The following is a 21,537-nucleotide window of genomic DNA, read 5'->3' as shown; positions in this document are numbered from 1 at the left end:
TTATGCCGATTACCATGGATCTTGCCGGCCGTGTTGCCGTCGTTACCGGTGGCAGTCGGGGGCTGGGCCGGGCGATCGCGCTTGGGCTGGTCGAGGCCGGCGCGGCGGTTGCGGTGGCGAGCCGCAAACGGGAAAGCTGCGCGGCATTGGTAGCGGAGATAGAGGCCCTGGGCGGCCTTGCCTCCGCCCATGCGTTCGATGCGGCATCGTGGGAGGATTGCGACCGCCTCTTCGCCGAAGTGACCGAGCGCTGGGGCGGGGCGGATATCCTTATCAACAATGCTGGAAAATCGCCGGTGGAGCCGTCCTCGCTGGAAACGTCCCAGGCTGCGTTCGATCATGTCTTTGCGGTCAATCTGCGCTCCGCTTTTCGGCTATCGGCGCTGTTCGGGGCGCAGATGGCGAAGCGCGGAGGCGGGGCGATCGTCAACGTCAGTTCCAGCGGATCGCGCAAGCCCGAGCCTTCCTTCGCGCCCTATGCTGCCGCCAAGGCCGGGCTCAATACGCTGACCGAAAGCTTCGCCAAGGAATACGGCCCCACGGTGCGGGTCAACACGGTAATGCCGGGGCCGTTCCATACCGATGGCACCAAGGCATGGTCCCGTTCCGAAGGCTTTGCCGAACACGCCCGCAAGAACCAGCCGCTGGGGCGCGGCGGGGATCCGGCGGAGATCGTCGGCGCCGTGGTCTATCTGGTCAGCGATCTTGCGTCCTATGTCACCGGGGCCTGCCTTGCGGTGGATGGTGGACATCTGGTTGCACGCGGATGAGTTGGATCTACTGTTCTAGAGCAAGACAGGATCGTCATCGGTGCTGTCGATCCGCCCGTATTTCCGGCCCATGTATCCTGCGGCCAGCATGACCACGGGAACCGGTAGCGCCAGGCAAAGCAAGGCGGCGCCGCCCTGGAAATCGCGCAAGGTCAGGTAGCCGATCAGCAATGGACCACAAGCCGCGCCGATCCGTCCAATGCCCAGTGCCCAGCCCAGAGCCGTAGCGCGGATGGTGGGTGGGTAGAATAGCGAGGCGGCGGCAATCGTGCCCTTCTGTCCTCCGCCGATGCCGATCCCGGCCAGCATGGCAGCGGCATGGAATGGCATTCCACCCCGCGCGGCGAACACGCCCAGCAGTACGATGCCGACCAGCCCCACGCCGTTCATTGCGACGAGGGCGGGGAAAGGGCCGATGCGATCGGCCCACCAGATCATCGGCAGTGCCCCCAGCGCCGTGCCCAGGGTGAACAGGGTGGTGGCGGTGACGGCGCTGGAGTAAGGCAATCCCTCGCGCGCGGCGAGCAGCGGAAGCCAGGACTGGATGGCGTAGAACAGGCCCAGTCCGATCGAGAACATGATCCAAAGCAGCACCGTTCCGGCCCGCAGACGTGGCACGAACAGCGCAGGAAGCGGGCGGTCAATCCGCGCCTTGGGCTTTTCGGCAGGCAATGCCGTGCCGAGCAGCATCGCCGTGAGCAGGGCTACCGGCACGGTCACAATCCACGCCGCGCGCCAACCCAATCGCGGCACCAGCCAGCCGCTCATCAATCCGGAGGCGAGGAACCCCAGCGAGAAAGCGACGTAGATTCCCACGACTTGCGCGCTGCGCCAGCGCGGCGTGCCGTGCCGGCTTGCGATCGCCACAGCGCAGGGCAGCGCTGCGCCAATAGCGATGCCGGTCAGCACCCGGCCGAGCATCAGCATTTCCACGTCCGGCGCCAGAATGCAGACAACGGTTGCCAGGGCGAGCCCCAGCATGGCGCCACGGATTATCGGGCGTTCGCCCATCCGGTCGGCCAACGGCGCAAGGAGGACGTATCCCGGCAGGAGGCCGACGATCGCCGACGAAAGCAGCGGGCCGATCAGCGCGCCGTCCAACTTCCAGTCCTGCACCAGTCCAGGCATCGAGAAGCTCAATGCCTGGAACGCATAACCGCTGACGAACAGGGCCATGGCGCAGTATAGAATTACCCGCAACTCACGCAGCCTGACCCACTGTGCCTGCACATTCTCTCCTGCCGTCCTTCAACCGTCACCGACGGTCCTGGCACCCCGCGGTGCCTCAGAACCGCAGGGTCATCATCGTCTGGACAAACAGGTTATCGCCATAGCCCGCGCGGCGTAAGACCTTGCCGGCGTCCACGTAGTTGACGATGCCGGCCAGCGCGACATGCGGATCGAGCGTCCATTGCGCCTTCAGGCGGCCGATATTGGCAACATGCCGGCCGGCCACGTTCTGCGTGCCGGCATAGACCTGCGAATTGCCACGATAGACGGCATCGCTTTCGTTGGGCCGCCAGTAAAAGCCGGTTTCGCCGGTCAGTTGAAGCTTTTTCGTCACCGGCACGATAAGCGTCGGGGAGACGTCCATCATATTGACGGCGCCGATGTAGTTGTCGTCGCTGAAGATGACGGTGGCGTTGTAGAGAAAGTTGAAGGAACCAACTTTTCCAGCATTGGGCCCGGCAACGTCGAACGTGCCGCCGCCGGACGCATAGTCTGCGTGGAAACCCAGCCTTGGCGCCATGGCGCCTTGGCCGAACGCGACCGACTGGTTGGTGCTGACGCCCCAGGCGTCTACCGCGCGCGTGCCGAAGCGGCCGTCCTGTTTCATGGCCGACCAGTCGAAGGCCACCGCGCCCAGATGTCCCCATAGCCGCGCGCCATAGGTTTCGCGTCGATCCTTGCCGGTCAGGCGCCCCAGAGTGCGATCGTCATCCTCGAAATGGTAGTAGAACGGATCGAGATGGATCGTCGATTTGCCCCGGGAGTTGCCGCCCGAGACAAGGAAGCTGGAATAGATTCCGCTCAGCTGCTCGCCATTGCCGATTCCGTCATCCAGCCAGCCAGTGCCCTGTTCGGTCGGCTCGAAGTAGAAGGCGGTGAAACGAAAGCGGCTCCAGTCCATGGACAGCCGGGCACCGTTCATCGAGACGCGGATATTGGGATTCTCGCGCGGGCTGATGATGAATCGCGGGCCGTCGAAGAATTCCTGTCGGCCCACCGTCATCCGCGCCACGCCGCCGGCGATCGGCGCGCGTATTTCGGCGAAGAGCTGCTGGACAATCAGGTCGTTCTTCTGGATCGGGATATGCTTGTTCTCGTTCTTCCCGAAGATCTGCCCCGACGCCAGTTCGCCGTAGAACCGCACGGCCGGTCCGATCCGAAGGTCGGCGCCGACAGTCGTGCGCGAAAGCACTTCCACGCGGTCGGTCGTATCGCTGAGCAGTGGGCGGGTGGAGAGGCTGACGCTGCTGCGCTGATCGCCGTTCAGCGTCAGCGAGACATCGCCATCCCCGTCGAGCGGAATGAACTTGAGCGGCGAGGCCCAATCGCGCTTCGCTTTCGTGCCGCGAAGGAAGCGCCAGTCTTCAGCGCCGCGCAGCATCATGTAATTCGGGCCCGTCTTCGGGCCTTGCCCGCTGGCTTCTGCCGGGTAGGGCGATTTCAGCGGATCGCCGGGAAGGGCGGGCTGCTGCGAAGTGGCCTGTGTCGAATTAGCCTGTGTCGAAGTTGCTTGGGGCGAAGTAGGCTGCGGCGTCGGGGCAACCGTCTGCGCGGAAACCGGCTGCACGTCATCGCCCGCGGCTGCGAAAGCGCAGCCCGGCATGAGCAGTCCGATCGTCACGCATCCGGTGAGGCCCCGATCGCGCAGCGGAAAGATCCGGTTGCGCATCGTTGTCCTCTGTCCGCTTATCCGAGCGGGATTTCCATGAGATCGCGACCCACCACGATCTCGCCCTTGTAGTGCTTGGCCACTTCGTCACGCCACATGGCGTCGGTGATCCAATCCATGTCGCCGGGGACGAAGTGGCTGAGTACCAGCTTCTTCGCCCGCGCACGCGTGGCGATCTGGCCAACCTGTTCGGCCGTCGTGTGGCTTTCGATCAGGTGGTTGCGGAAGGCGGGGGTGCCGTTGGCCTTCTGGACCAGACGATCTACGCCGGGGACATAGAGCACTTCGTGTACCAGAACGTCGACGTCGCGTGCAAAGTCCGCCAGCGCGGGGTTGTAGGCGGTGTCGCCCGAATAGACGACGCTGCCGTAAGGCGTCTCGAACCGATAGGCCAGGTTCTCGATCGGGGGATGCGGCGTGGTGAAAGCGGTCACGCGGACGCTGCCATCGGCCATCACGAGGCCTTGCTTCGGCGCGAAATCGTGAGCGCGCAGCAGCGTGGCGGGATCGACCTTGCCCTCATCCGCCATGCGGGTGGCGATATCCATGCGGTTGAGCCGCCAGAAATCGGCGGCCATCGCCTCGATCCCGACCGGACCATAGGCATCCACCGGCGTACGCAGCGCGCCTGCCGCCCACATGTTGTAGACGAGGTTGCCGAATTCCAGTTCGTGATCGGAATGCATGTGCGAGATGAAGATCGCGCGGATGTCGGCCAGATTGAGCCCCGCCTTCACGAACTGCGCGGTGACGCCCATGCCAGTATCGATGACGTAGACCTTGCCGTCCACCACCAGCGCATTGGCAGGATTGGAACGCGTGCCGCCGACGCGCGGGCCGCCCTTGGTGCCCAGTAGCACCAGCCTTGCACCCCTGGATTTCGCCGGTCCTGGCATTGGCGCCTGCGCGAGCAGCGATGAAGCGGACCCTGCCAGCAACGTGCCGGCAGCAGTCGTCATCGCCGTTTGCAGCAAGCTGCGGCGATTGAGCACGGGAATGCGCGACGGGGAAACCATGGAACTCCTCTCGACCTTCGAATCCAGCCCTGACCGGGCTTGTTGAGGGCGGCCTATCACCGGGATCGGTCACGGTCAATAAGAATGCGAATCGTATTCTGTTTTATGACGATCTTCCTGCGTGGCGGTGGACATCCCGCCGTCTATCGGCGATGCCGCTGTCATGACCGATGCGGCACTGGCGATCGAAATCGAGGATGATCTGGCGAGAGTGGGGGTGATGCCCGCGCTGCAATCGCGCAGCCGTACCTTGCGCGACAGGCTTATCCAGGTCTCGCTGGAAATCGCCCGCAAGGAAGCGTTCGACGATGTCAGCATCATTGATATCTGCGCGGCAGCGGGCTGTTCGACTGGGGCGTTCTATTCGCGCTTTCCGGACAAGATCACGCTGTTCAAGGCCGTGATGGTGTTTGCTGCGGTGGAATCGCGGCCATTGCTGGAAACCATCGTCCGCGAAGCCGAATTCGCGGACATCCTGCCCCGACTGGTGGCGGCGCAAGTCGAGCGTTACGTTCGTCATGCAACGTTCTTCCGGTCCGCGTTCAAGGTGAGCCTTGATGCCGAACAGGCATGGGAACCCTTCCGGCGCAATGCGTACAACCTTGCCAGCACTTATCTTGACCGCATCTTCGCCTTGCCTGGAATCGAGCGTGACAAAGTGAATGTCGAACGCGTTCGCTTTGCATTTCAGGTCATGTACGGGGTTCTGAACAATACGCTTATCAACCGCCCCGGCCCATTCGTTCTGGAAAGCGATGAATTCCCGGTACTGCTGGAAGACGCCATGATGGCGACGATGGGTTTGCCGTTGGCGCGCCACTAACCGTTCTCTGGCGCGGATGGAAAACGCTGCGTACAAACTGTGCATAGCCTGTGGACAGCGAGCCATTCGTCTGGCGCCGGCGATACGGTCCGGTTAGGAAAATTTGGGGCGTTTTCCGATCGAGTGGCATTACCTGATGGCTGCGAAACTGCTCTGGTGCGTTCCGGATCGCTCTTCGCCGTCCGGGGGGTATCGTCCTAGAAGACGTCCACGGAGATCCTCATGACCGGGGCCGAACTGGCTCTCGCCCGCAAGAATCGCGGGCTGACCGAAGCAGAACTGGGCAAGGCCATCGGTTATCGCGATCCGGCCAGGGCTGTGCGTCGGCTCGAAGCGTCGAGCCAGGTCAATTCGCGGGCGCTCACCATGATCAAGGTGGTGTTCGGGACGGTCGATCAGGATAATGTGCGGGAGCGTGGCACAAGGCGGCGCGTGGCACACCCCGATCAACTCTCTTTCGCATTCTGAGGGGGGCGCATTCTGAGGAAGGGCGGACGGGCTGCCGGCATGGAGAGATCGGGATGCGTGCACGGATCCTTCGTCTGCTGGGCGTGACTGCCGCCATGATCGGGCCCTGCATGGCCGGTATGGCATCGGCGCAGCAGGTTACCGCATCGTCCCAGGATGTCGCTTTCGCCGGGCACTATTACCTGAGTGGCGTGATGGAAACCGGATCGGAACTGTTGTTGCGGCCGGACGGGACGTTCGAATGGTATCTGTCCTACGGCGCGCTTGACCAGTTTGCCGACGGAACCTGGCGGCGTGACGGGGACACTATCCTCCTCACGGCCAGGCGACCGGCGAAGGACAAGCCACTTTTCGGCTATCTGACTACCGATCCATGGTCGGCGGAAGCGGAGGCCGGCCGGTTGGGCGCGCAGTACGATGACAAGGTGGATGCGGTTCGCGTGCGCTGTCCGTTTCTGGAGAGCGACGATGCTTCCGGTCCGACTGTCGATCCAGTTCCCGGAGCCGGAAGGGGGGCTGAAGCGCGCGAGGCAGCGTCGCAGGCGCTTGCCCAAGCGGTTGCCGCGCGAACGGCGGTAGAAACCCTTGCCCGCAGCGCGATGGCCAAGGTCACTATCGATGATGCGACGGCCGCCGACATCGAAAGCACCATGGCGAAATGGAACGACGCACGCGATCGGGCCTTGTCCGAGGCGGCCATCGCCGGTTTGCCCCGGCCGGATCTGCACGCACCGGCGTTGCCGAAAGCGTGCGATCTGCCGCCGCGTCCGGCAACTCCGGACGCTCCGCGGGACTGGCAGGGTGGCATTGCGGTCAGTGTCGTCGATCCCGCCTCGGGCCGGTTCGCGCACGACATCCACATCACGTTGCGGCTCGCGGATGGCGGCGAGGCGGCGGTGAACACGACGGGCGGCCGTGGGCTGGACCTGCTGGACGGCTCGATGGCCGCCGCCGTGGTGGGGGCGACATTGCAGGCCGATTTCGCGCCGGGGCGGGACGCGTCGTTCACCTTCGCGCCGGTGACGCGCGGCATCCTGCGGTTCTCCATCGATGCGTCGTCGCTGGATGCGGCACCTTTCGCCACGATGGTGCTGCATATCGACGGCGATGCGCTCGTGCCCGCGGAGTTTGGGCGAGGGCGTTACGAACGCGGAAAATAGCGCCGGGTGAAAGGCGGCCTCATGCGCTTGTTTCGCGGATGGGTTTACGGCATTCGAAGGGTTCACGACCGATCGGGCTGCCCGCGACGGGCGTTTCACGTTGCCGTGCAGGGGGACTGTTCATGATTTCGAAGCGTGGTTTTCTGGCCGGTGCGATGGCCACGGCGGGCATGGCCATGACCACTCGTCTTCACGCCGGCACGCCGGGGGTGATGACCGCGCCCGGTGGCCCGGCCGTCCAGCCCATTTCACGCGAGGAACACGCTGCGCGAATTGCCAAGGTTCAGGGCCTGATGCGCAAGGCCGGCGTCGGCGCGCTGATCGTCGAATCCGGATCCAGCCTGCGCTATTTTACCGGCGTCGAGTGGCACCGGTCAGAGCGCGTCACGGCGGCGGTGATCCCGGCAGACGGCGATACGGTCATCGTCACGCCCGCCTTCGAGGAGCCCAGCGTGCGCGAAACCCTGCGCGTTTCGGCCGAAGTGCGCGCGTGGAACGAGGATGAGGATCCCGAGGCGCGCATGGCCGGCGTGCTGGTCGATCGCAAGGTCGCTGGCCGCCAGGTGGCGATCGAGCCGACTTCGCGCTTCTTCATCGTCGATGCCCTGCAGCATGAGCCGGGCAAGTGGGAAGTCGTCTCGGGCGAAGGGCTGGTCAATCAGTGCCGCCAGATCAAGTCCCCGGCCGAACTGGTGCTGATGCAGCGCGCGAACGACATCACCATGGCCGCGCTGAAGTATGTTCACGGCCAGGTTCGCGCCGGCATGACGCAGGGCGACATTGCCGACCTGATGGACAAGACGTCCGCCGCGATGGGCGGACCGCCCGAATTCTCGCTGGTGCTGCTGAACGAGGCGAGCGCCTATCCCCACGGGTCGCACCAGCCGCAGACGGTGCGGGAGGGATCGGTGATCCTGATGGACTGCGGCGCGCAGGTCTATGGCTACCAGTCGGACATATCGCGCAGCTGGGTCTATGGCGAACCGACGGCGCGGCAGCGAAAAGTGTGGGACACCGTCCGGCGCGGGCAGGACATCGCGCTGGAGACGGCAAAGGTCGGCGTGCCCGTCGGCGCGATCGACGACGCCGTCCGCGCGTTCTACACGCGCGAGGGGTGGGGGCCCGGCTATCGCCTTCCCGGCCTGTCGCACCGCACGGGTCACGGCATCGGCCTGGACGGCCATGAATCGCCCTATCTGGTGCACGGGGCGGCGACACCGCTGGAGGCGGGGATGTGCTTTTCCGATGAGCCGGGCCTCTATATTCCGGGCGAATTCGGCATCCGGCTGGAGGACTGCTGGTACATGACTGCATCCGGACCGAAGCTGTTCACGCCGCTGGCGAAGTCCATCGATCAGCCTGTGTAAGCCCGCCTTACCCTCTTGCCCCGTCCCGCGTCGCGTGCGAACGGCGGGACGGAAAAAGAATGGAGAGAGTGGCGTGAGCACAGGCATCGAGATCGTCGAGAATGAGGGCATTCTCGAAATTCATATCGATCGTGCCGAAAAGAAGAACGCGCTGACCGCGGCGATGTACGGCGCGATGATCGCCGCGCTTGAAGGGGCTTCGGCGCGTGGCGAGATCGGTGCCGTGCTGATCGCCGGCAAGGGTGATGCCTTCTGCGCGGGCAATGACCTTGCCGATTTCATCTCCGGCCCCGAAGGTGCCGCGGCGGCATTTGCGTTCATCCGCGCCATTGCCCTGTTCGACAAGCCGATCGTCGCTGCCGTGCAGGGGCTGGCCGTGGGCGTGGGGACGACGATGCTGTTCCATTGCGACCTCGTTTACGCCGCGCCCGATGCCCGCTTCGTGATGCCGTTCGTCAATCTGGGGATCGTGCCGGAGGCGGGCTCCAGCCTGTTGGCGCCGGCTACCTTGGGCTATGCCAAGGCGGCCGCGATGCTGCTGCTGGGGGAGCCGATGGGTGCGGAAGCGGCGGACGCCGCCGGCCTCGTCACCGCGCTGGTGCCGGGTGGGGAATTGCTTGCCCATGCCCGGGCCAAGGCGGGGGTGCTGATGGCGAAGCCACCGCAGGCGCTGATGGCGACGCGCCGGCTGATGAAGGGCGATCCGGCGGCAGTCGTCGCGCGGATCGATGACGAGGCCCGCGTCTTCCGCAGCGCGATGCAATCCGCCGAGGCGCGAGAGGCTTTCACCGCGTTCTTCGAGAAGCGTCCGCCCGTCTTCCATCGCGATTAAGGCACTCGCATTGGCATGGTGCCGAACCATGTCGCATCTGCTGCGTTGATGCGTCGGGGATCCTGCCGTTCGGTGGGGGCCCTCCGATCGAACCAAAGGCGCCGGCGATGCAGACTGCGGACGTGTTCACGAAGCTGGAGCCCGAACTTCAGCCGGATCCTGCACGCACGGTGATAAGGCCGTTCCGCTTCGCCTATCCCGAAGCCTTCGCGCAGGGCGCGACGCGCGCCCAGAAGGTGGTCGATCGTCTGGCGGGGCTTGACCAGGACGTTCGGGAAAGGATGCTGGTCTTCGTCATGGGCCCGATGCGGACGCGCCATCGCAATGCGGAACGGACGTTCCGGTGGCAGGTGGAAAGCCTTGCGGAAGAGATCGACGTTAGCGCGCTGACGCAAAGCGACCGGCTTTTGCTGGGCGCCTATTTCAGCCAGGAATTCGCGTTCGAGGCGGCCGCTCTTTTCAATCCCAGCATCATCCCCCTGCCGGAAAGCGATGGCAAGGATCGCGCCGGCAAGGACCATGTGCGGTTCCTCCTTTCGCTGCGGGGCATCGGAGAAGGCCATGTATCCTCCGTCACCTTCCGTACCGGCACATGGGATTGCGCAACCGGCCTGACGATCGACGCCGCCAGCCCGCACTGCATGACACCCGACATTCAGAGCGACGACGAAGGGTGGGTTCGGCTGCAATGCGACGATAGCGAGAATGTGACGGAAACGGTGATCTTCCCGATCCTGCCGGACCAGCGGCAGGGCGTGGAGGACCTGCGCATGGTGCTGTTCGTGGAGGACGACGGCAGTGAGACGCTGCTGGGCACCTATACCGCCTTCGACGGTCGTACGGCGCGGCAGGGGCTGCTACGCGGCATAGACCTGCGCACTTTCGAAATGCGCACGCTGGAAGGCGCTATGAGTGGGTACAAGGGAATGGCGCTGTTCCCGCGCAAGATCGACGGCCAGTTCGTCATGCTCGGCCGTCAGGATGGCGAGAATATCTGGCTTCTCCGTTCGGACGATCTCTATCGCTGGGATGCTGGCAGTCCGATCATGGCGCCGCGTTACCCCTGGGAATTCGTGCAACTGGGCAATTGCGGATCGCCGATCGAGATCGAGGAAGGCTGGCTGGTCTTCACCCATGGCGTTGGCTTGGTGCGGGGCTATTGCATCGGGGCCTGCCTGCTGGATCGGGCCGATCCTTCGAAAGTCCTGCTGCGCACGCGCGCGCCGCTGGTGTTCCCCAGCGCCGAGCAGCACGGGGGCTATGTACCCAACGTCACCTACAGTTGCGGCGCGCTGGTCCATCGGCGCCGCGTGCTGCTGCCCTATGGCATCGGGGACCAGTTCACCGGATTTGCCGTCGCCGATCTGGACGATCTGCTGGGCACGATGGAGCCGGCTTAGTCAATCTTTCCAGCCCGGCCGTTACCCACGTCTTTGCGCGGTTTGCCGGACGTCGTCCGCTGGGCCGCCGCGCCGGCGCCGGCAAGCACCGGACCGCAGGCGGCGGACTTGGCATCGCCTATGTCCACGAAGGCCAGCAGTCCGGCGACGGGAGTCGCCAGCACTGCCAGGCCGAGTCCGGCCCCGGCGCGGCCAATCAGCTGGGGGCTGATTACATCCAGCGATGGATCGGCGAAATGGCCACGGACTCCCACCGGGGACTGGCCGGAAAACAGGCTGAACTTCTTGCCGTCTGCCCTGAAGGCCAGATCCACCGCCTCGCTGTCGAAACTGAAGCCGCCACGTCCGGTGACGACGTTCCGGCTGGTATCGATCAGGATGGGATCGGCGGCGGCGATGCCGTTGCGGACGGTGAAGCCCACCAAGCCGCAATTGATCTCGATCGGCTTCTTCAACTTGCCCTCGAACATCTTGGTTACGAAAGTGCCGATGTCCAGTTCCGCCAACTGGGCGTTCTGCGTCCACAAGGTGCCCTGCGGCATCACGAAAGCGATCCGGCCCGACGAACTGGCGAGGGAATCGTGGATCGTGTCGCCCCGGCCTTCCAGCTTGATCCGACCCTTGATCGATCCCGTGGTACCCGATTGCGCGACGCCATAGCCCGCCAGCAGCCGGCCCATCGGCGTGGGCGAAAGGCGGATATCGTAGCTGACGGCGGAAGGGCGGCGGCGCGTGTCGAAGATCAGGTCGGAGGAAACGGTGCCGCGCGCCATGGAGAACGTCAGCGGAGACAGTGCCAGCCGGCCCCGATCGAGCGTCAGCTTGAGGGAGATGTCCTGAACCGGCACGTTGCGCGATCGCACCACGCCGATCTGCCAGGTCAGCGCTGCATCGAAGCGTTGCATGGCGTCCACCGGAAGGCGCGCATCGGGCAGCACATTTCGCGGACCGGCGCCGGTAGCCGCAGCGGCGGCGACGGCGCCCTTGGCGGCGACGATATCGGGGTTGTATCCGATGAATGGCGCGGCATCGACGATGTCGAGCTGGCGCGTCTTCAGTGCGGAATCCAGCCGGAGACGCTCGCCATTGGTGACGGTAAGCGTGCCGGCAAGATCCGAATTACCGAACCGGCCGGACATTCCGGTGAAGCGATAGCGCACATCGTCCTTCACAAGTTGCGCGGTCAGGGCGTAGCGGCGAGTATGCGGGATCGTTACGTCGATGATGCTCAGCAGGTCCGAAAGATCGCGGCCTTGCGCGCGAACGTGCAGCGGAACGTTTTCCACGTCGGAGATCGAGGGCAGCTTGCCGGATACGTCGATCACATTGTTCGCAGCCCAGGCCCGCAGCTGCAGCGCATTCTCTCCCCGGCCGATCGTCTCGTCGGGGGAGAGCAGGCGTGCGTTCACGCGAAACGGCGTCTTGCGCAGCGTGCCGTCGCCACGCACGGCCACGGCCTTTCCGATCCGCGCATTGGTGGAGGTGATGGGATCCACTTCCAGGTTCGCCACGACCTGCATACGCGGATCGAGATAGCGGATGCGTGTGCCGATTACGGTGGCGCGATCGATGCGCGGCATTTCCAGCGGCTTGCCCTTGCCGGGCATACCGAACGTCCAGGTATTGCTCTGGTGTCGGGCATCCCACTCCAGGTCGGCCGCGCCCTGATCCAGATCGAGCGTGTAGATGTGCCGCCGCCCGAACAGCAAGGACAGCGGCGCGATCCGGGCATCGATGCGTCTGGCGGAGAACAGGTTCGGCTGCCCCGCCCATGCGGGATTGGCGACCTGCAGTCCCTCTGCAACGAACTTGATGCGCAGGGGCGCGAAATAGAGCTGGAAATCGCCGCCAACCGAAATCTTGCGGTCTGCCAGGGAGGTGGCGATGCGTTCGAACGGATGCTTGAGAAAGCGCCCCTTCGTCACGAACAGCACCAGCCAGATGGCGAACACGCCAGCTACAACGGCCAGCAAGACATTTCGCACGATCCGCAAGGCGTACCGATGCGGGTGAGGCGGGGGGTGCCCATCCTCGTGCGTTTCTGCGCCGTAGATGCCTGTCGTAGCGTCCATAACGACAGGAAAGCATTCCGGCGGGCCGATTTGTTTCCCGGCCCGCCCGGATTTGCGAACGATTGGTCGAAAAAATGGGGTGCGTCAGACAGGTGCCGGTGCGCTGCATCCGCTCCGCTCGGCCCTAGGCATCGCCGAAACTTGTCTCCGCTTCCGCCAGCAGGGCCTTGAGCTCGTCGGCCACGGTCCGCGCTGCGGGGGATCGGCTGCGGCCGCGCCGGCTGACCACGCAGATATCGCTGTGCGCTGGTGGGAAACCGGCGACCGTCAGCTGCACTATCCGCCCCTCGCGCAAGTCCCGGGCGAGAAACAGCGGCGAGGATATCCAGACGCAATCGCTGAGCAATACGGTTTCGCGCAGCACGTGGAAATTATCGCAGACGAAGCTGCCGGCCTGCCCACTCGTTTGCGCCGGTCCAGCCTGATGCTCGACGGCGCTGGCGGCGGGATAGAGTTCCAGTTCGCTTGCGGTCACGGTGCCCCGGCCCGCCAGCGGATGGCCCACCCGCACCATGAATGCCACCTCGATCCGGCCCAGCCGTTCCACTTCGGTGCCCGGAACCCGCCCGAGGTTCCAGTTGTTGCCCAGCACCATTTCGATCCGGTCATTCAGCAATTCGGCAACGAGCTGGTCCGGCGCGCGCACCAAGGTGCGGATCCGGATCGCCGGCCATGCTTCAAGCAGCGAACCGGCGATCCGCGGCAGGAACAACCCGGCCATCAGCGGCCCCAGCCCGATCGAGACTTGCGCGGGCTCGCCCAGCGGAAACCGCTTCAGGCTGCGCTCCAGATCGCCGGCGGCGTCGAGCAATCGCGTTGCCTGCTCCACGACGTGACGGCCCGCCGCCGTCGCGTGGACGCCGCCACGTCCCCGGTCGAACAGGGTGACCCCGTGCCGAGCCTCGAACGCGGCAATGCTGCGGCTGAGTGCGGGCTGGGTAATGCCCTGCTCCTCAGCAGCGCGGGAAAAGCTCTGGTTGCGGGCTACGGCCACGATATGCCGCAGGCGGGTGAGGTCCATGATATTCCCATCATGCATGTAATGATGCTTTGATATGCATTGGACGGCATGATCTTGCGAGCCCTATCCTGCCCGCGATGACGGGGAGGGAGCTAAGATGAAGCGCAAGTTCGGGTTGCTGATGGCAGCGGCGGTTTCGGTAATGACGACGGCAGCAGGCGCCCAGGAATCGGCTGGGCGCACCGTCCTGCCCATTCCGGCACTTCCATTCGATGGCACCGTGACCGAGAACGTGCTCGACGCCAGGGGCATGGCCCAATCGCCGGTCCGCGCGCCACAGGGTGCGCCGAATGTGTTCCTGATGATGAGCGACGATGTCGGCTTCGCCATGTCCAGTGCGTTCGGCGGCCCGGTGCCAACCCCGAATTTCGAGCGACTGGCCGCGCAGGGGCAGCGCTACAACCGCTTTCACACCACCGGAATCTGTTCCCCCAGTCGCGCAGCGCTGTTGACGGGGCGCAATCATCACGCCGTCGGCGTCGGTTGGCTGAGTGACGTGCCTTCGCCGTTTCCGGGTTACGGCGGGCGTGTCCTGCCGGAAACCGCCACGATCGCACAGGTCCTGCGGCTGAATGGCTACAGCACGGCGATGTTCGGCAAGCACCACAACCTACCTTCCAACGAGCGTAGCGAGGCGGGGCCGTTCGATGGTTGGCCGACCGGGCTGGGGTTCGACTATTTCTATGGCTTCGTCAGCGGCGACAGTGATCAGTATTCGCCGATCCTCTATCGGGGCACGCAGCGGGTCGAGCGTGACGAGGGGCAGGGCAGGCTGCTGGACAGCCGGCTTGCCGACGATGCGATCCGCTGGATCCACAACCAGAAGGCCGCCGCCCCGGACAAGCCCTTCCTCGTCTACATGGCGCCGGGCTCAACCCATGCGCCGCATCAGGCGCCGCCCGAATATATCGCGCGGTTCAGGGGCAAGTTCGATCAGGGCTGGGACGTTCAGCGCGAACAGACCTGGCGGCGCCAACTGGCCATGGGGATCGTACCCAGGGGCACCAAACTGACCCCGCGCCCGGCCGAAATTCCTGCGTGGGACAGCCTGACACCGGGACAGAAGGCGTTTGCCGCGCGCACGATGGAAGTCGCCGCCGCGCAACTGGCCTATCAGGACGAGCAGATCGGCCGGGTCATCGCCGAACTGCAACGCATGGGCGAACTGGACAATACGCTGGTGGCCCTCGTGATCGGCGATAATGGCGCCAGTGCAGAGGCCGGGCCGCGCGGCACGATCAACGAACTGCGTTCCATGGGCAAGCATGACGAGAGCGAGGCCTGGATGGAGGCCAATCTCGACAGGCTTGGCGGGCCCATGACCTATGAGAGCTATCCCGCCGGCTGGTCCTGGGCGATGAACACGCCGCTGCGCTGGACCAAGCAATATGCCTCGTTCCTGGGCGGTATCCGCAATGGGATGATCCTGTCCTGGAAGGGGCATGTCGTCCATCCCGGCACGGTTTGCGGGCAGTTTTCCCACCTTGTCGACATCGTGCCGACCGTGCTTGACGCTGCGCATCTGCCCACGCCGGAAAGCGTTTATGGCGTCCACCAGAAACCGCTGGACGGGCAGAGCCTGTTGGCCAGCCTTGCTACTTGCGATGCCGCGAAGCCGCGCACGCAGTACTTCGAGATCGGCGGCAAGGTGGGGCTCTATCATGACGGCTGGTTCCTCTCGGGCGACGATGGCCGCATGGCATGGGAGAACCTGCCGTCCGGCGGCACGCGTCCGCCCATCCAGTGGTCGCTCTACAACCTCGACAAGGACTTTTCGCAGTCCTCCGATCTGGCCGCGAAGGAGCCGACGCAGCTTCAGGCGATGATGGACCTGTGGAAGCGGGAGGCCGCGCGCAACAACGTCTTCCCGCTCGATCACCGCTTCGGCATGGCGCGCGGTGCCGCGATGATGCGCGGCAGCGGCCGCAAGCATTTCGATTTTTGGGGCAAGGACGTAAGCCTGCCCGCCAACACCGAGCCTGTGCCGATCGCCCGCAGCTTCACGCTGAATGCCGACCTTGCGCTGGACAGCAGCGCAGCATCGGGCGCGGTGATGGCGTTCGGCAGCCGGTTCGGCGGGTGGAGCCTCTATCTGGACAAGGGGCGCCCCGCCTTCGTTGCCGCCCGGTCGACCGATCCGGATGAGATCACCCGTGTGGTGGCGGACAGGTCCTTGCCGCAAGGCGCAGCCAGGCTGACCATGCGCTTTGCAGTGGACATGCCGGGCGGTCCGGCGACCGTCACACTCCGAGCCGACGGCGCGGAAATCGCCAGCGTGCGCCTGCCGACGTCCATGCTGATGGCGGCTGGCAATGGCGAAACGTTGGATATCGGGCGCGACCTTGGCGTACCGGTGACGGACTATGCCACGCCACAGGGGCGGATAGAGGGGGACATTCCGCACGTCAGTCTCGATTTCGATTGAATCGTGCTTGCCCGGGTCAGGAAATTTCATTTCGGCAATCGTTTTTCTGGCCTGACGGGGTGCCGCGTGCCATCAGGGGCGCGGCGCAGGGCCGGGATTGAAGCGAAGTGACGATGGCAGGAATCGATAATGCAACGGCGATCGGCGGAAAGCCGGTTGCGGAACTGACGGTACGCGGGGTCTTGCTGGGCGGCGTGATCACGCTGTTCTTCACGGCGGCCAACGTCTACCTCGGCCTGAAAGTGGGCCTGACGTTCGCGACGTCGATCCCGGCAGCGGTCATATCGATGGCGATCCTGCGCGCGCTGGGCAATTCCACGATTCTGGAAAACAACATCGTGCAGACTGTCGCCAGTGCGGCAGGCACGCTGGCGGCGATCATCTTCGTGCTGCCGGGTCTGGTCATGATCGGCTGGTGGCAGGGCTTCCCCTATTGGACCACGGCGGCGATAACCGGCACCGGTGGCATCTTGGGCGTATTGTTCTCCGTGCCGCTGCGCCGGGCCTTGGTGGTCGACACGCCGTTGCCCTATCCCGAAGGCCATGCGGCCGCCGAAGTGCTGCGCGTGGGCTTCGCCAGCGATCAGGGCGCGGAAGAAAGCTCCAAGGGGCTTTCGGTGCTGTTGTGGAACGCGATCGCCTCGGCCGGATTCGCGATATTGACGCAGACGCGCCTGATGGTTGCGGAAGCTTCCGTCTGGTTCCGTGCCGGATCGGGCGCGACCGGGATTTCCGGCGGCCTGTCGTTCGCGCTGCTGGGGGTGGGCCATCTTGTGGGCCTGTCGGTAGGGCTGGCGATGTTCCTTGGTCTTATCATCGGCTGGTGGGTGTTGCTGCCGATGCTGACGGCGCAGAATCCGATGCCTGCCGGTACCGTTGAAACCTGGGCGACCAGCGTGTTCAGCGCCGATGTGCGCTTCTTCGGCGCGGGCGTCATCGCGGTCGCGGCGATCTGGACGCTGCTGCGCATCGCCGGGCCGGTGCTGGGCGGCATCCGTTCGGCGTTGGCCGCCAGTCGCGCCCGTCAAGCTGGCAAAGTGCTGGAGCTGGAGGAACAGGACCTGCCGATCGGTATCGTGCTGATCGGCACGCTGGCGATGCTGGTGCCGATCGGCATCCTGCTGTCCAGCGTGCTCTCGGGCGGTGCGCTGGCCGGATCGCAGATGCTGCTGGTTACAGGCGCGTTGCTGTTCGTGCTGGTGATGGGCCTGCTGATCGCGGCAGTCTGCGGTTACATGGCGGGCCTGATCGGTGCGTCGAACTCGCCCGTTTCGGGCATCGGCATCCTCTCGGTGGTGGCTGCATCGGTCCTTCTGGCCGGCCTGTTCGGGCGTGAGCAGACGGCGGATACCACCGCGGCGCTGGTTGCTTACGCACTGATCGTGACGGGCGTGGTCTTCGGCGTGGCGACGATCTCCAACGACAATCTTCAGGATCTGAAAACAGGCCAGTTGGTCGGCGCGACCCCCTGGAAGCAGCAGGTGGCGCTGGTGATCGGCGTGATCTTCGGATCGCTGGTCATCCCGCCGGTGCTGGACCTGCTGAACACGGCCTTCGGTTTCGCCGGTGCCCCGGGTGCCGGTCCCGAAGCGCTGCCGGCGCCGCAGGCGGCGCTGATATCCGCCCTGGCCAAGGGTGTGCTGGGCGGCGACCTGAACTGGGCGATGATCGGTTGGGGCGCGGTTGCCGGCGTCGTCTTCGTGGTGCTGGACGAAGTGCTGGGCCTGATGGGCCGGCTGCGACTGCCGCCGCTTGCCGTCGGTATCGGCATCTACCTGCCGATGAGCGTGATCTTGCCCACCGTGACGGGCGCGGTGATTGGCTGGTTCTACGATCGCTGGGCGGATCGCCAGAGCGACGGGGAATTCGCCAAACGCATGGGCGTGCTGACTGCGACTGGCCTGATCGTGGGCGAAAGCTTGTGGGGCGTCGGCTTCGCCGGCATCGTTGCCGCTTCGGGCAGCGACAGCCCGCTCGCGCTCGTCGGCGATCTGGGCCAGTTGCCACTGGTCTTGGGCACGGCGGTGTTCGTGATCCTGATCGCCGTGCTCTATCGCCGGACCTGCCAACTGGCGGCGAAGCCCTGAGCCGGCTCGGCCCCGCGAGGCGGGGCCGTCGGCACACGGGATTTAGCGCAGAACCACCGGGCTGTCCGGCGCGTCCCGCAAGCGCAACAGCAGCTTGCCGTCCACCGGCTGCGGCACCTGAAGGGTCGCGCCGGTAAAGCCGGGGGGCACGGTGACCGCCTGCGCGAAGGCTGCATCTGCCGACACGGCCTCGATCAGGAAGAGATCGCGCCCGGAAAGCGTGCAGGGCGCTGCTTCGGCTTTGGCCTTCCCCTTGGCGTCGCAGCTCAGCCCCTCGATACGCGGCAGCCGCGCCAGCGTAGCAAGCGGTGCCCAGTCGCCCGCGATTCCGCCATCGACAAGGCGAAAACGCAGCGGCCCGAATGTTCCGGCGGGCAGTTCCGCCGCCTTGACGCGGGCGACAAGCACCTGCGCACTCGCCAGCGTCAGCCCTTTGCCGACTGTCAGCCGGACGGTGCCCGTGTTTCCACCCGTGTCTCCACCGGCACCGATCTCCACGACGTCCGCCGTGTCGAACCGATTGCCGGCGGCGGCCCTGACCGAGAACACGAGATCGCCGTCATCCGGCAGCAGTTCGCCCAATTCCAGCGACCGCGTGCCGGGGGTGGCCGGGCCGGGATAGACCGTGCGGCTCAACAGTTCGGCTTGCGGGCGAGGCGGCGCCACTTTGACCGGCAGCGGGAGCGTGCGCCCGTCGGCCAGCCGAACGGCTGCCTTGTCCGCCGCACCTTGGGCGGGCACGCGCGCTGCGCCCTGCGCGGTCAGCCGTAAATGGTCGACAGCGCCTTCGCGCGTCAGTCCGTCGGGGCGAAATTCGATATCGCCCAGTGTGAGCGACTGCACCTGATCGAGCCGCTGCCCGGTCAGCTCACCTTGACCGTCCCCCGCATGAATCTCGAAGCCGTCGATCCGGCTGGCCTCCGCCCGGGCCCGCAAGGTAACCGTCTCCGGGCTCTTTGCACCCTGAAGCCGCAGTTCCACCTGCAATTCGCCGGGACCGGCCGCGCCTTTGGGCACCGTGATGGCAAGGTGATGGCCATCGCGCACTTTCCATTCGAGCGGACGCGGTGCGCCGTTGCCTTGGCGGACCGAAACCTCGTCCACACAGGAGGGGGCGTTACCTTCCAGCACGACTTCGTTGTCCCGCCCGATCACCAGCGCATCGGCATCTCCGGAGACTTTCCAGGCGTTGCCGTCGGGCCGCTGGACGAGGAAGTCCGGCCCATCGAACGTCGAAAAGCCCCAACTGCCGTGCAGCTGCGCGCGCATCGATCCGGAAAACGTGCTCGGCAGCGCGTCGCCCGCCAGTGCGTAGCCGCCCTTGTCGGCGCGGGGCAGGACGGTGACGTCGGTGGTCTGGCCGGAAGCGTTGGTAAGCTTGACGCGCATGTCGTGCGCCAGCGAGGTGGAGAATATCAGTGGTGCGCCTTCGACGCCGAGCACTGCGCCGGGGCGGGCCAGACAGACAGGCTCCTTGGCGGTGCTGCGCAATTGCGGCGGAATATCGGTTTCGACCGCCGGCAGGGCTGCGACCATCACCGACTTCGGCTTCTGGAACGACGGCGCCGTGTTGAGCAGCAGCGACATCGTATCGCCGCGCCGCACAGCCAGCGTCGGCAAATAGCCGAACTGCGGGTTGCTGAAGGCGCCGAAGATCCGCGCAATATCGCGGGCAACGCCGATGTAGGCGCTATAATATCCGGCCCCGGCTTGCGGCGTGGCGCTCAATTGCAGGGCCAGATCGGTGGGCGCGCCCGTCAGCGTGTCGGCGATCGAACTGGAATGAACGTCATTGAGGACAAGTTGCTCGCGGTTTTCCAGCAGGCAGGACGCCTGCATCTCGATCACCTTGGAAAGGCAATCTTCGTTCAGCTTGATCGACAGGCTGTGCGCCAGCACCGGCGCAACGGTGCGCAAATATTCCGGCGCATTGTTGTCCTGCGCCTGGATCGCATCCATGAACGCGATAAGCCGCGAATGATCGAGAGAGGCCTGGTTCAGGTCCTTGCCGGCGCGGACGAATTCGCCTGGCTTGCCGCGCACCGCGTCGATCAGCGCACCTTCGGCGCCATTAGTGTCCGGCACCATCAGCAGCACGGCCTGACGCGCGCCCTTGGGCACGGTGAGTGAGAGCGCCTTGTCCTTTTCCTTCTCCTTCCACGTGCTGGCGGTCGCAATCCAGTCCTTGGGCGGTGGATTGGTCGCGCCGCGCAGGAAGGCGGAGACGAGCAGGAACTTCAGGCCCTGATCGGCGGGAAGCGCGGCGTGGATCGACAGCTCGTCTCCTTCGGCAAGGCTGGGGACCTGGGCGATGGGCAGCGTCTGCTGACCGCGCGTCACCTCGATCTTCAGATCCGGGCCGGTCAATTCGAATGGAGCGGGATCGGCCGCGGCCGGCGATACCGCCGCGATGCCGATCAGGGCCAGCGCCGAAGTGGCAGCCAGCCGAACCATGCGCGGGGAAAGCGAATCGTGATCGTTCATGCAGGAAGGCAAAGCGGCTGCTTCCTGACCCTTGCCTGACTGACCGGCAATGGGTGCGAAAAAATCGTTGATCCCGGCGTCGAAACGGGCCGGGTGGGAAGCTTCCGAACGGTGCCTGTCGGGCCGCATCGCCAATGGATTGGCGGCTGGGCCCGGCAGGGTCGTTCGGGCCGGATTACTTGGCAGCCGGGATCTGCGCCAGATCGGCGTCGATCTTGGCGAGGACGCTGTCCGACAGCACGTCGCCGGCATAGGCCTGCACTTGCTTCAGCGTCATGCCGCGCGCCATGTCGATCTGAGGATTGGCGACCAGCGTGGGAACGTCCTTGACCAGCACGGCCTTGGTTGCCGGATTGTCGAGAAGGTCGCCGATCGGCGTGGTTGCCGACGAATAGGCCGGGGCGGCAGCGGCGGCCGGGGCAGGAGCGGATGCGGCAGAGGCCGGAAGCGCGGCGGCGGTTCCGATGAGGCCGACGCCGGCGAGCAGGAACGGGCGAAGCAGTGATTTCATATGCCTTGCATCCCTAAAAAATCAGAGCGTTGTTCGCAACGAAGGCCCGCATCGCGGACGATCGTGCGGATGTATATTGGGCGGATCGAAACGCGGCAAGCGCGCTGGCCGGGGCCGCGCACCGCAAAGGCGATCAATCGGGCGCGGGCAGGGTCAGGACGACTAGCAGGCCCGGGCCGTCCTGGCGGTCCTCCAGTCTGAT

Annotated in this window: 16 protein-coding genes; 9 read left to right on the top strand and 7 right to left on the bottom strand. The window is 65.2% G+C overall.

The features are described 5' to 3' along the window. Positions 1 to 2: 2 nt before the first annotated feature. A complete protein-coding gene (locus WBP06_RS23810; RefSeq protein ID WP_395334600.1) occupies positions 3 to 770 on the top strand; it encodes an SDR family NAD(P)-dependent oxidoreductase in 768 nt (255 codons plus the stop codon). A 15-nt stretch (positions 771 to 785) separates the two neighbouring features. Here WBP06_RS23810 and WBP06_RS23805 read toward each other — a convergent pair whose 3' ends face one another. From WBP06_RS23805 to WBP06_RS23795, 3 genes are read right to left on the bottom strand one after another with little or no spacing between them, the layout of a single operon-like run. Further along, positions 786 to 2,000 carry an MFS transporter gene (locus tag WBP06_RS23805; RefSeq protein WP_395334597.1) on the bottom strand — a complete coding sequence of 405 codons (1,215 nt, stop codon included), beginning with the start codon at positions 1,998 to 2,000 and terminating at the stop codon, positions 786 to 788. Between the two features lie 55 nt (positions 2,001 to 2,055). Then, entirely contained in the window at positions 2,056 to 3,669 is a 1,614-nt protein-coding gene (locus WBP06_RS23800) for an alginate export family protein (RefSeq protein ID WP_395334595.1), read from the bottom strand. Positions 3,670 to 3,686: 17 nt separating this feature from the next. After that, on the bottom strand, positions 3,687 to 4,685 hold the full coding sequence (locus WBP06_RS23795) for an MBL fold metallo-hydrolase (RefSeq protein ID WP_395334593.1): 999 nt from the start codon (positions 4,683 to 4,685) through the stop codon (positions 3,687 to 3,689). 121 nt (positions 4,686 to 4,806) lie between these two features. Between WBP06_RS23795 and WBP06_RS23790 the strand changes: the two genes are divergently transcribed. The 6 genes from WBP06_RS23790 (at position 4,807) to WBP06_RS23765 (ending at position 10,735) form a co-directional block, all read left to right on the top strand. Next, positions 4,807 to 5,508 (top strand): TetR/AcrR family transcriptional regulator, encoded by a 702-nt coding sequence (locus WBP06_RS23790; protein ID WP_395334591.1) that lies wholly within the window; start codon positions 4,807 to 4,809, stop codon positions 5,506 to 5,508. A 222-nt stretch (positions 5,509 to 5,730) separates the two neighbouring features. After that, positions 5,731 to 5,976 carry a hypothetical protein gene (locus WBP06_RS23785; protein ID WP_395334588.1) on the top strand — a complete coding sequence of 82 codons (246 nt, stop codon included), beginning with the start codon at positions 5,731 to 5,733 and terminating at the stop codon, positions 5,974 to 5,976. A gap of 53 nt (positions 5,977 to 6,029) precedes the next feature. Continuing rightward, positions 6,030 to 7,136 carry a hypothetical protein gene (locus tag WBP06_RS23780; protein WP_395334586.1) on the top strand — a complete coding sequence of 369 codons (1,107 nt, stop codon included), beginning with the start codon at positions 6,030 to 6,032 and terminating at the stop codon, positions 7,134 to 7,136. Positions 7,137 to 7,258: 122 nt separating this feature from the next. Continuing rightward, positions 7,259 to 8,503 (top strand): M24 family metallopeptidase, encoded by a 1,245-nt coding sequence (locus WBP06_RS23775; RefSeq protein ID WP_395334584.1) that lies wholly within the window; start codon positions 7,259 to 7,261, stop codon positions 8,501 to 8,503. Between the two features lie 73 nt (positions 8,504 to 8,576). Then, positions 8,577 to 9,335 carry an enoyl-CoA hydratase-related protein gene (locus WBP06_RS23770; RefSeq protein ID WP_395334581.1) on the top strand — a complete coding sequence of 253 codons (759 nt, stop codon included), beginning with the start codon at positions 8,577 to 8,579 and terminating at the stop codon, positions 9,333 to 9,335. Between the two features lie 107 nt (positions 9,336 to 9,442). After that, a complete protein-coding gene (locus tag WBP06_RS23765) occupies positions 9,443 to 10,735 on the top strand; it encodes a glycoside hydrolase family 130 protein (RefSeq protein WP_395334579.1) in 1,293 nt (430 codons plus the stop codon). Here WBP06_RS23765 and WBP06_RS23760 read toward each other — a convergent pair. Next, positions 10,732 to 12,807 carry an AsmA family protein gene (locus tag WBP06_RS23760; RefSeq protein WP_395334576.1) on the bottom strand — a complete coding sequence of 692 codons (2,076 nt, stop codon included), beginning with the start codon at positions 12,805 to 12,807 and terminating at the stop codon, positions 10,732 to 10,734. The two genes, WBP06_RS23765 and WBP06_RS23760, sit on opposite strands and share 4 nt — an antisense overlap. 124 nt (positions 12,808 to 12,931) lie before the next feature. Continuing rightward, positions 12,932 to 13,828, bottom strand: coding sequence for a LysR family transcriptional regulator (locus WBP06_RS23755; protein WP_395334574.1), 897 nt, complete (start codon positions 13,826 to 13,828; stop codon positions 12,932 to 12,934). Between the two features lie 97 nt (positions 13,829 to 13,925). On the opposite strand from WBP06_RS23755, the gene WBP06_RS23750 reads away from it, so the two are divergent. After that, a complete protein-coding gene (locus WBP06_RS23750) occupies positions 13,926 to 16,253 on the top strand; it encodes an arylsulfatase (RefSeq protein WP_395334572.1) in 2,328 nt (775 codons plus the stop codon). A gap of 113 nt (positions 16,254 to 16,366) precedes the next feature. Next, on the top strand, positions 16,367 to 18,340 hold the full coding sequence (locus tag WBP06_RS23745; RefSeq protein WP_395334570.1) for an OPT family oligopeptide transporter: 1,974 nt from the start codon (positions 16,367 to 16,369) through the stop codon (positions 18,338 to 18,340). A gap of 42 nt (positions 18,341 to 18,382) precedes the next feature. Here WBP06_RS23745 and WBP06_RS23740 read toward each other — a convergent pair whose 3' ends face one another. Both WBP06_RS23740 and WBP06_RS23735 read right to left on the bottom strand, forming a co-directional pair. Continuing rightward, positions 18,383 to 20,824: a hypothetical protein gene (locus tag WBP06_RS23740; RefSeq protein ID WP_395334568.1), complete on the bottom strand. Its 2,442-nt coding sequence runs from the start codon at positions 20,822 to 20,824 to the stop codon at positions 18,383 to 18,385. A gap of 175 nt (positions 20,825 to 20,999) precedes the next feature. After that, positions 21,000 to 21,335, bottom strand: a complete 336-nt coding sequence (locus WBP06_RS23735) for a hypothetical protein (RefSeq protein ID WP_395334566.1) — start codon at positions 21,333 to 21,335, stop codon at positions 21,000 to 21,002. Positions 21,336 to 21,537: the final 202 nt, after the last annotated feature.

The sequence above is a fragment of the Novosphingobium mississippiense genome (genome assembly GCF_044029535.1).
In the GTDB taxonomy this organism is placed as follows: domain Bacteria; phylum Pseudomonadota; class Alphaproteobacteria; order Sphingomonadales; family Sphingomonadaceae; genus Novosphingobium.
Note: the sequence above shows the minus strand (reverse complement) of the source record. Positions and strands in the feature narration are given on the sequence as shown.

Bases quoted from the DNA above. Each gene is read 5' to 3' on its own strand.
- WBP06_RS23795 (WP_395334593.1), bottom strand. From the start codon at position 4,685: ATGGTTTCCCCGTCGCGCATTCCCGTGCTCAATCGCCGCAGCTTGCTG.
- WBP06_RS23760 (WP_395334576.1), bottom strand. From the start codon at position 12,807: ATGGACGCTACGACAGGCATCTACGGCGCAGAAACGCACGAGGATGGG.
- WBP06_RS23745 (WP_395334570.1), top strand. From the start codon at position 16,367: ATGGCAGGAATCGATAATGCAACGGCGATCGGCGGAAAGCCGGTTGCG.
- WBP06_RS23785 (WP_395334588.1), top strand. From the start codon at position 5,731: ATGACCGGGGCCGAACTGGCTCTCGCCCGCAAGAATCGCGGGCTGACC.
- WBP06_RS23735 (WP_395334566.1), bottom strand. From the start codon at position 21,335: ATGAAATCACTGCTTCGCCCGTTCCTGCTCGCCGGCGTCGGCCTCATC.
- WBP06_RS23780 (WP_395334586.1), top strand. From the start codon at position 6,030: ATGCGTGCACGGATCCTTCGTCTGCTGGGCGTGACTGCCGCCATGATC.
- WBP06_RS23740 (WP_395334568.1), bottom strand. From the start codon at position 20,824: ATGAACGATCACGATTCGCTTTCCCCGCGCATGGTTCGGCTGGCTGCC.
- WBP06_RS23800 (WP_395334595.1), bottom strand. From the start codon at position 3,669: ATGCGCAACCGGATCTTTCCGCTGCGCGATCGGGGCCTCACCGGATGC.
- WBP06_RS23765 (WP_395334579.1), top strand. From the start codon at position 9,443: ATGCAGACTGCGGACGTGTTCACGAAGCTGGAGCCCGAACTTCAGCCG.
- WBP06_RS23750 (WP_395334572.1), top strand. From the start codon at position 13,926: ATGAAGCGCAAGTTCGGGTTGCTGATGGCAGCGGCGGTTTCGGTAATG.
- WBP06_RS23755 (WP_395334574.1), bottom strand. From the start codon at position 13,828: ATGGACCTCACCCGCCTGCGGCATATCGTGGCCGTAGCCCGCAACCAG.
- WBP06_RS23810 (WP_395334600.1), top strand. From the start codon at position 3: ATGCCGATTACCATGGATCTTGCCGGCCGTGTTGCCGTCGTTACCGGT.
- WBP06_RS23775 (WP_395334584.1), top strand. From the start codon at position 7,259: ATGATTTCGAAGCGTGGTTTTCTGGCCGGTGCGATGGCCACGGCGGGC.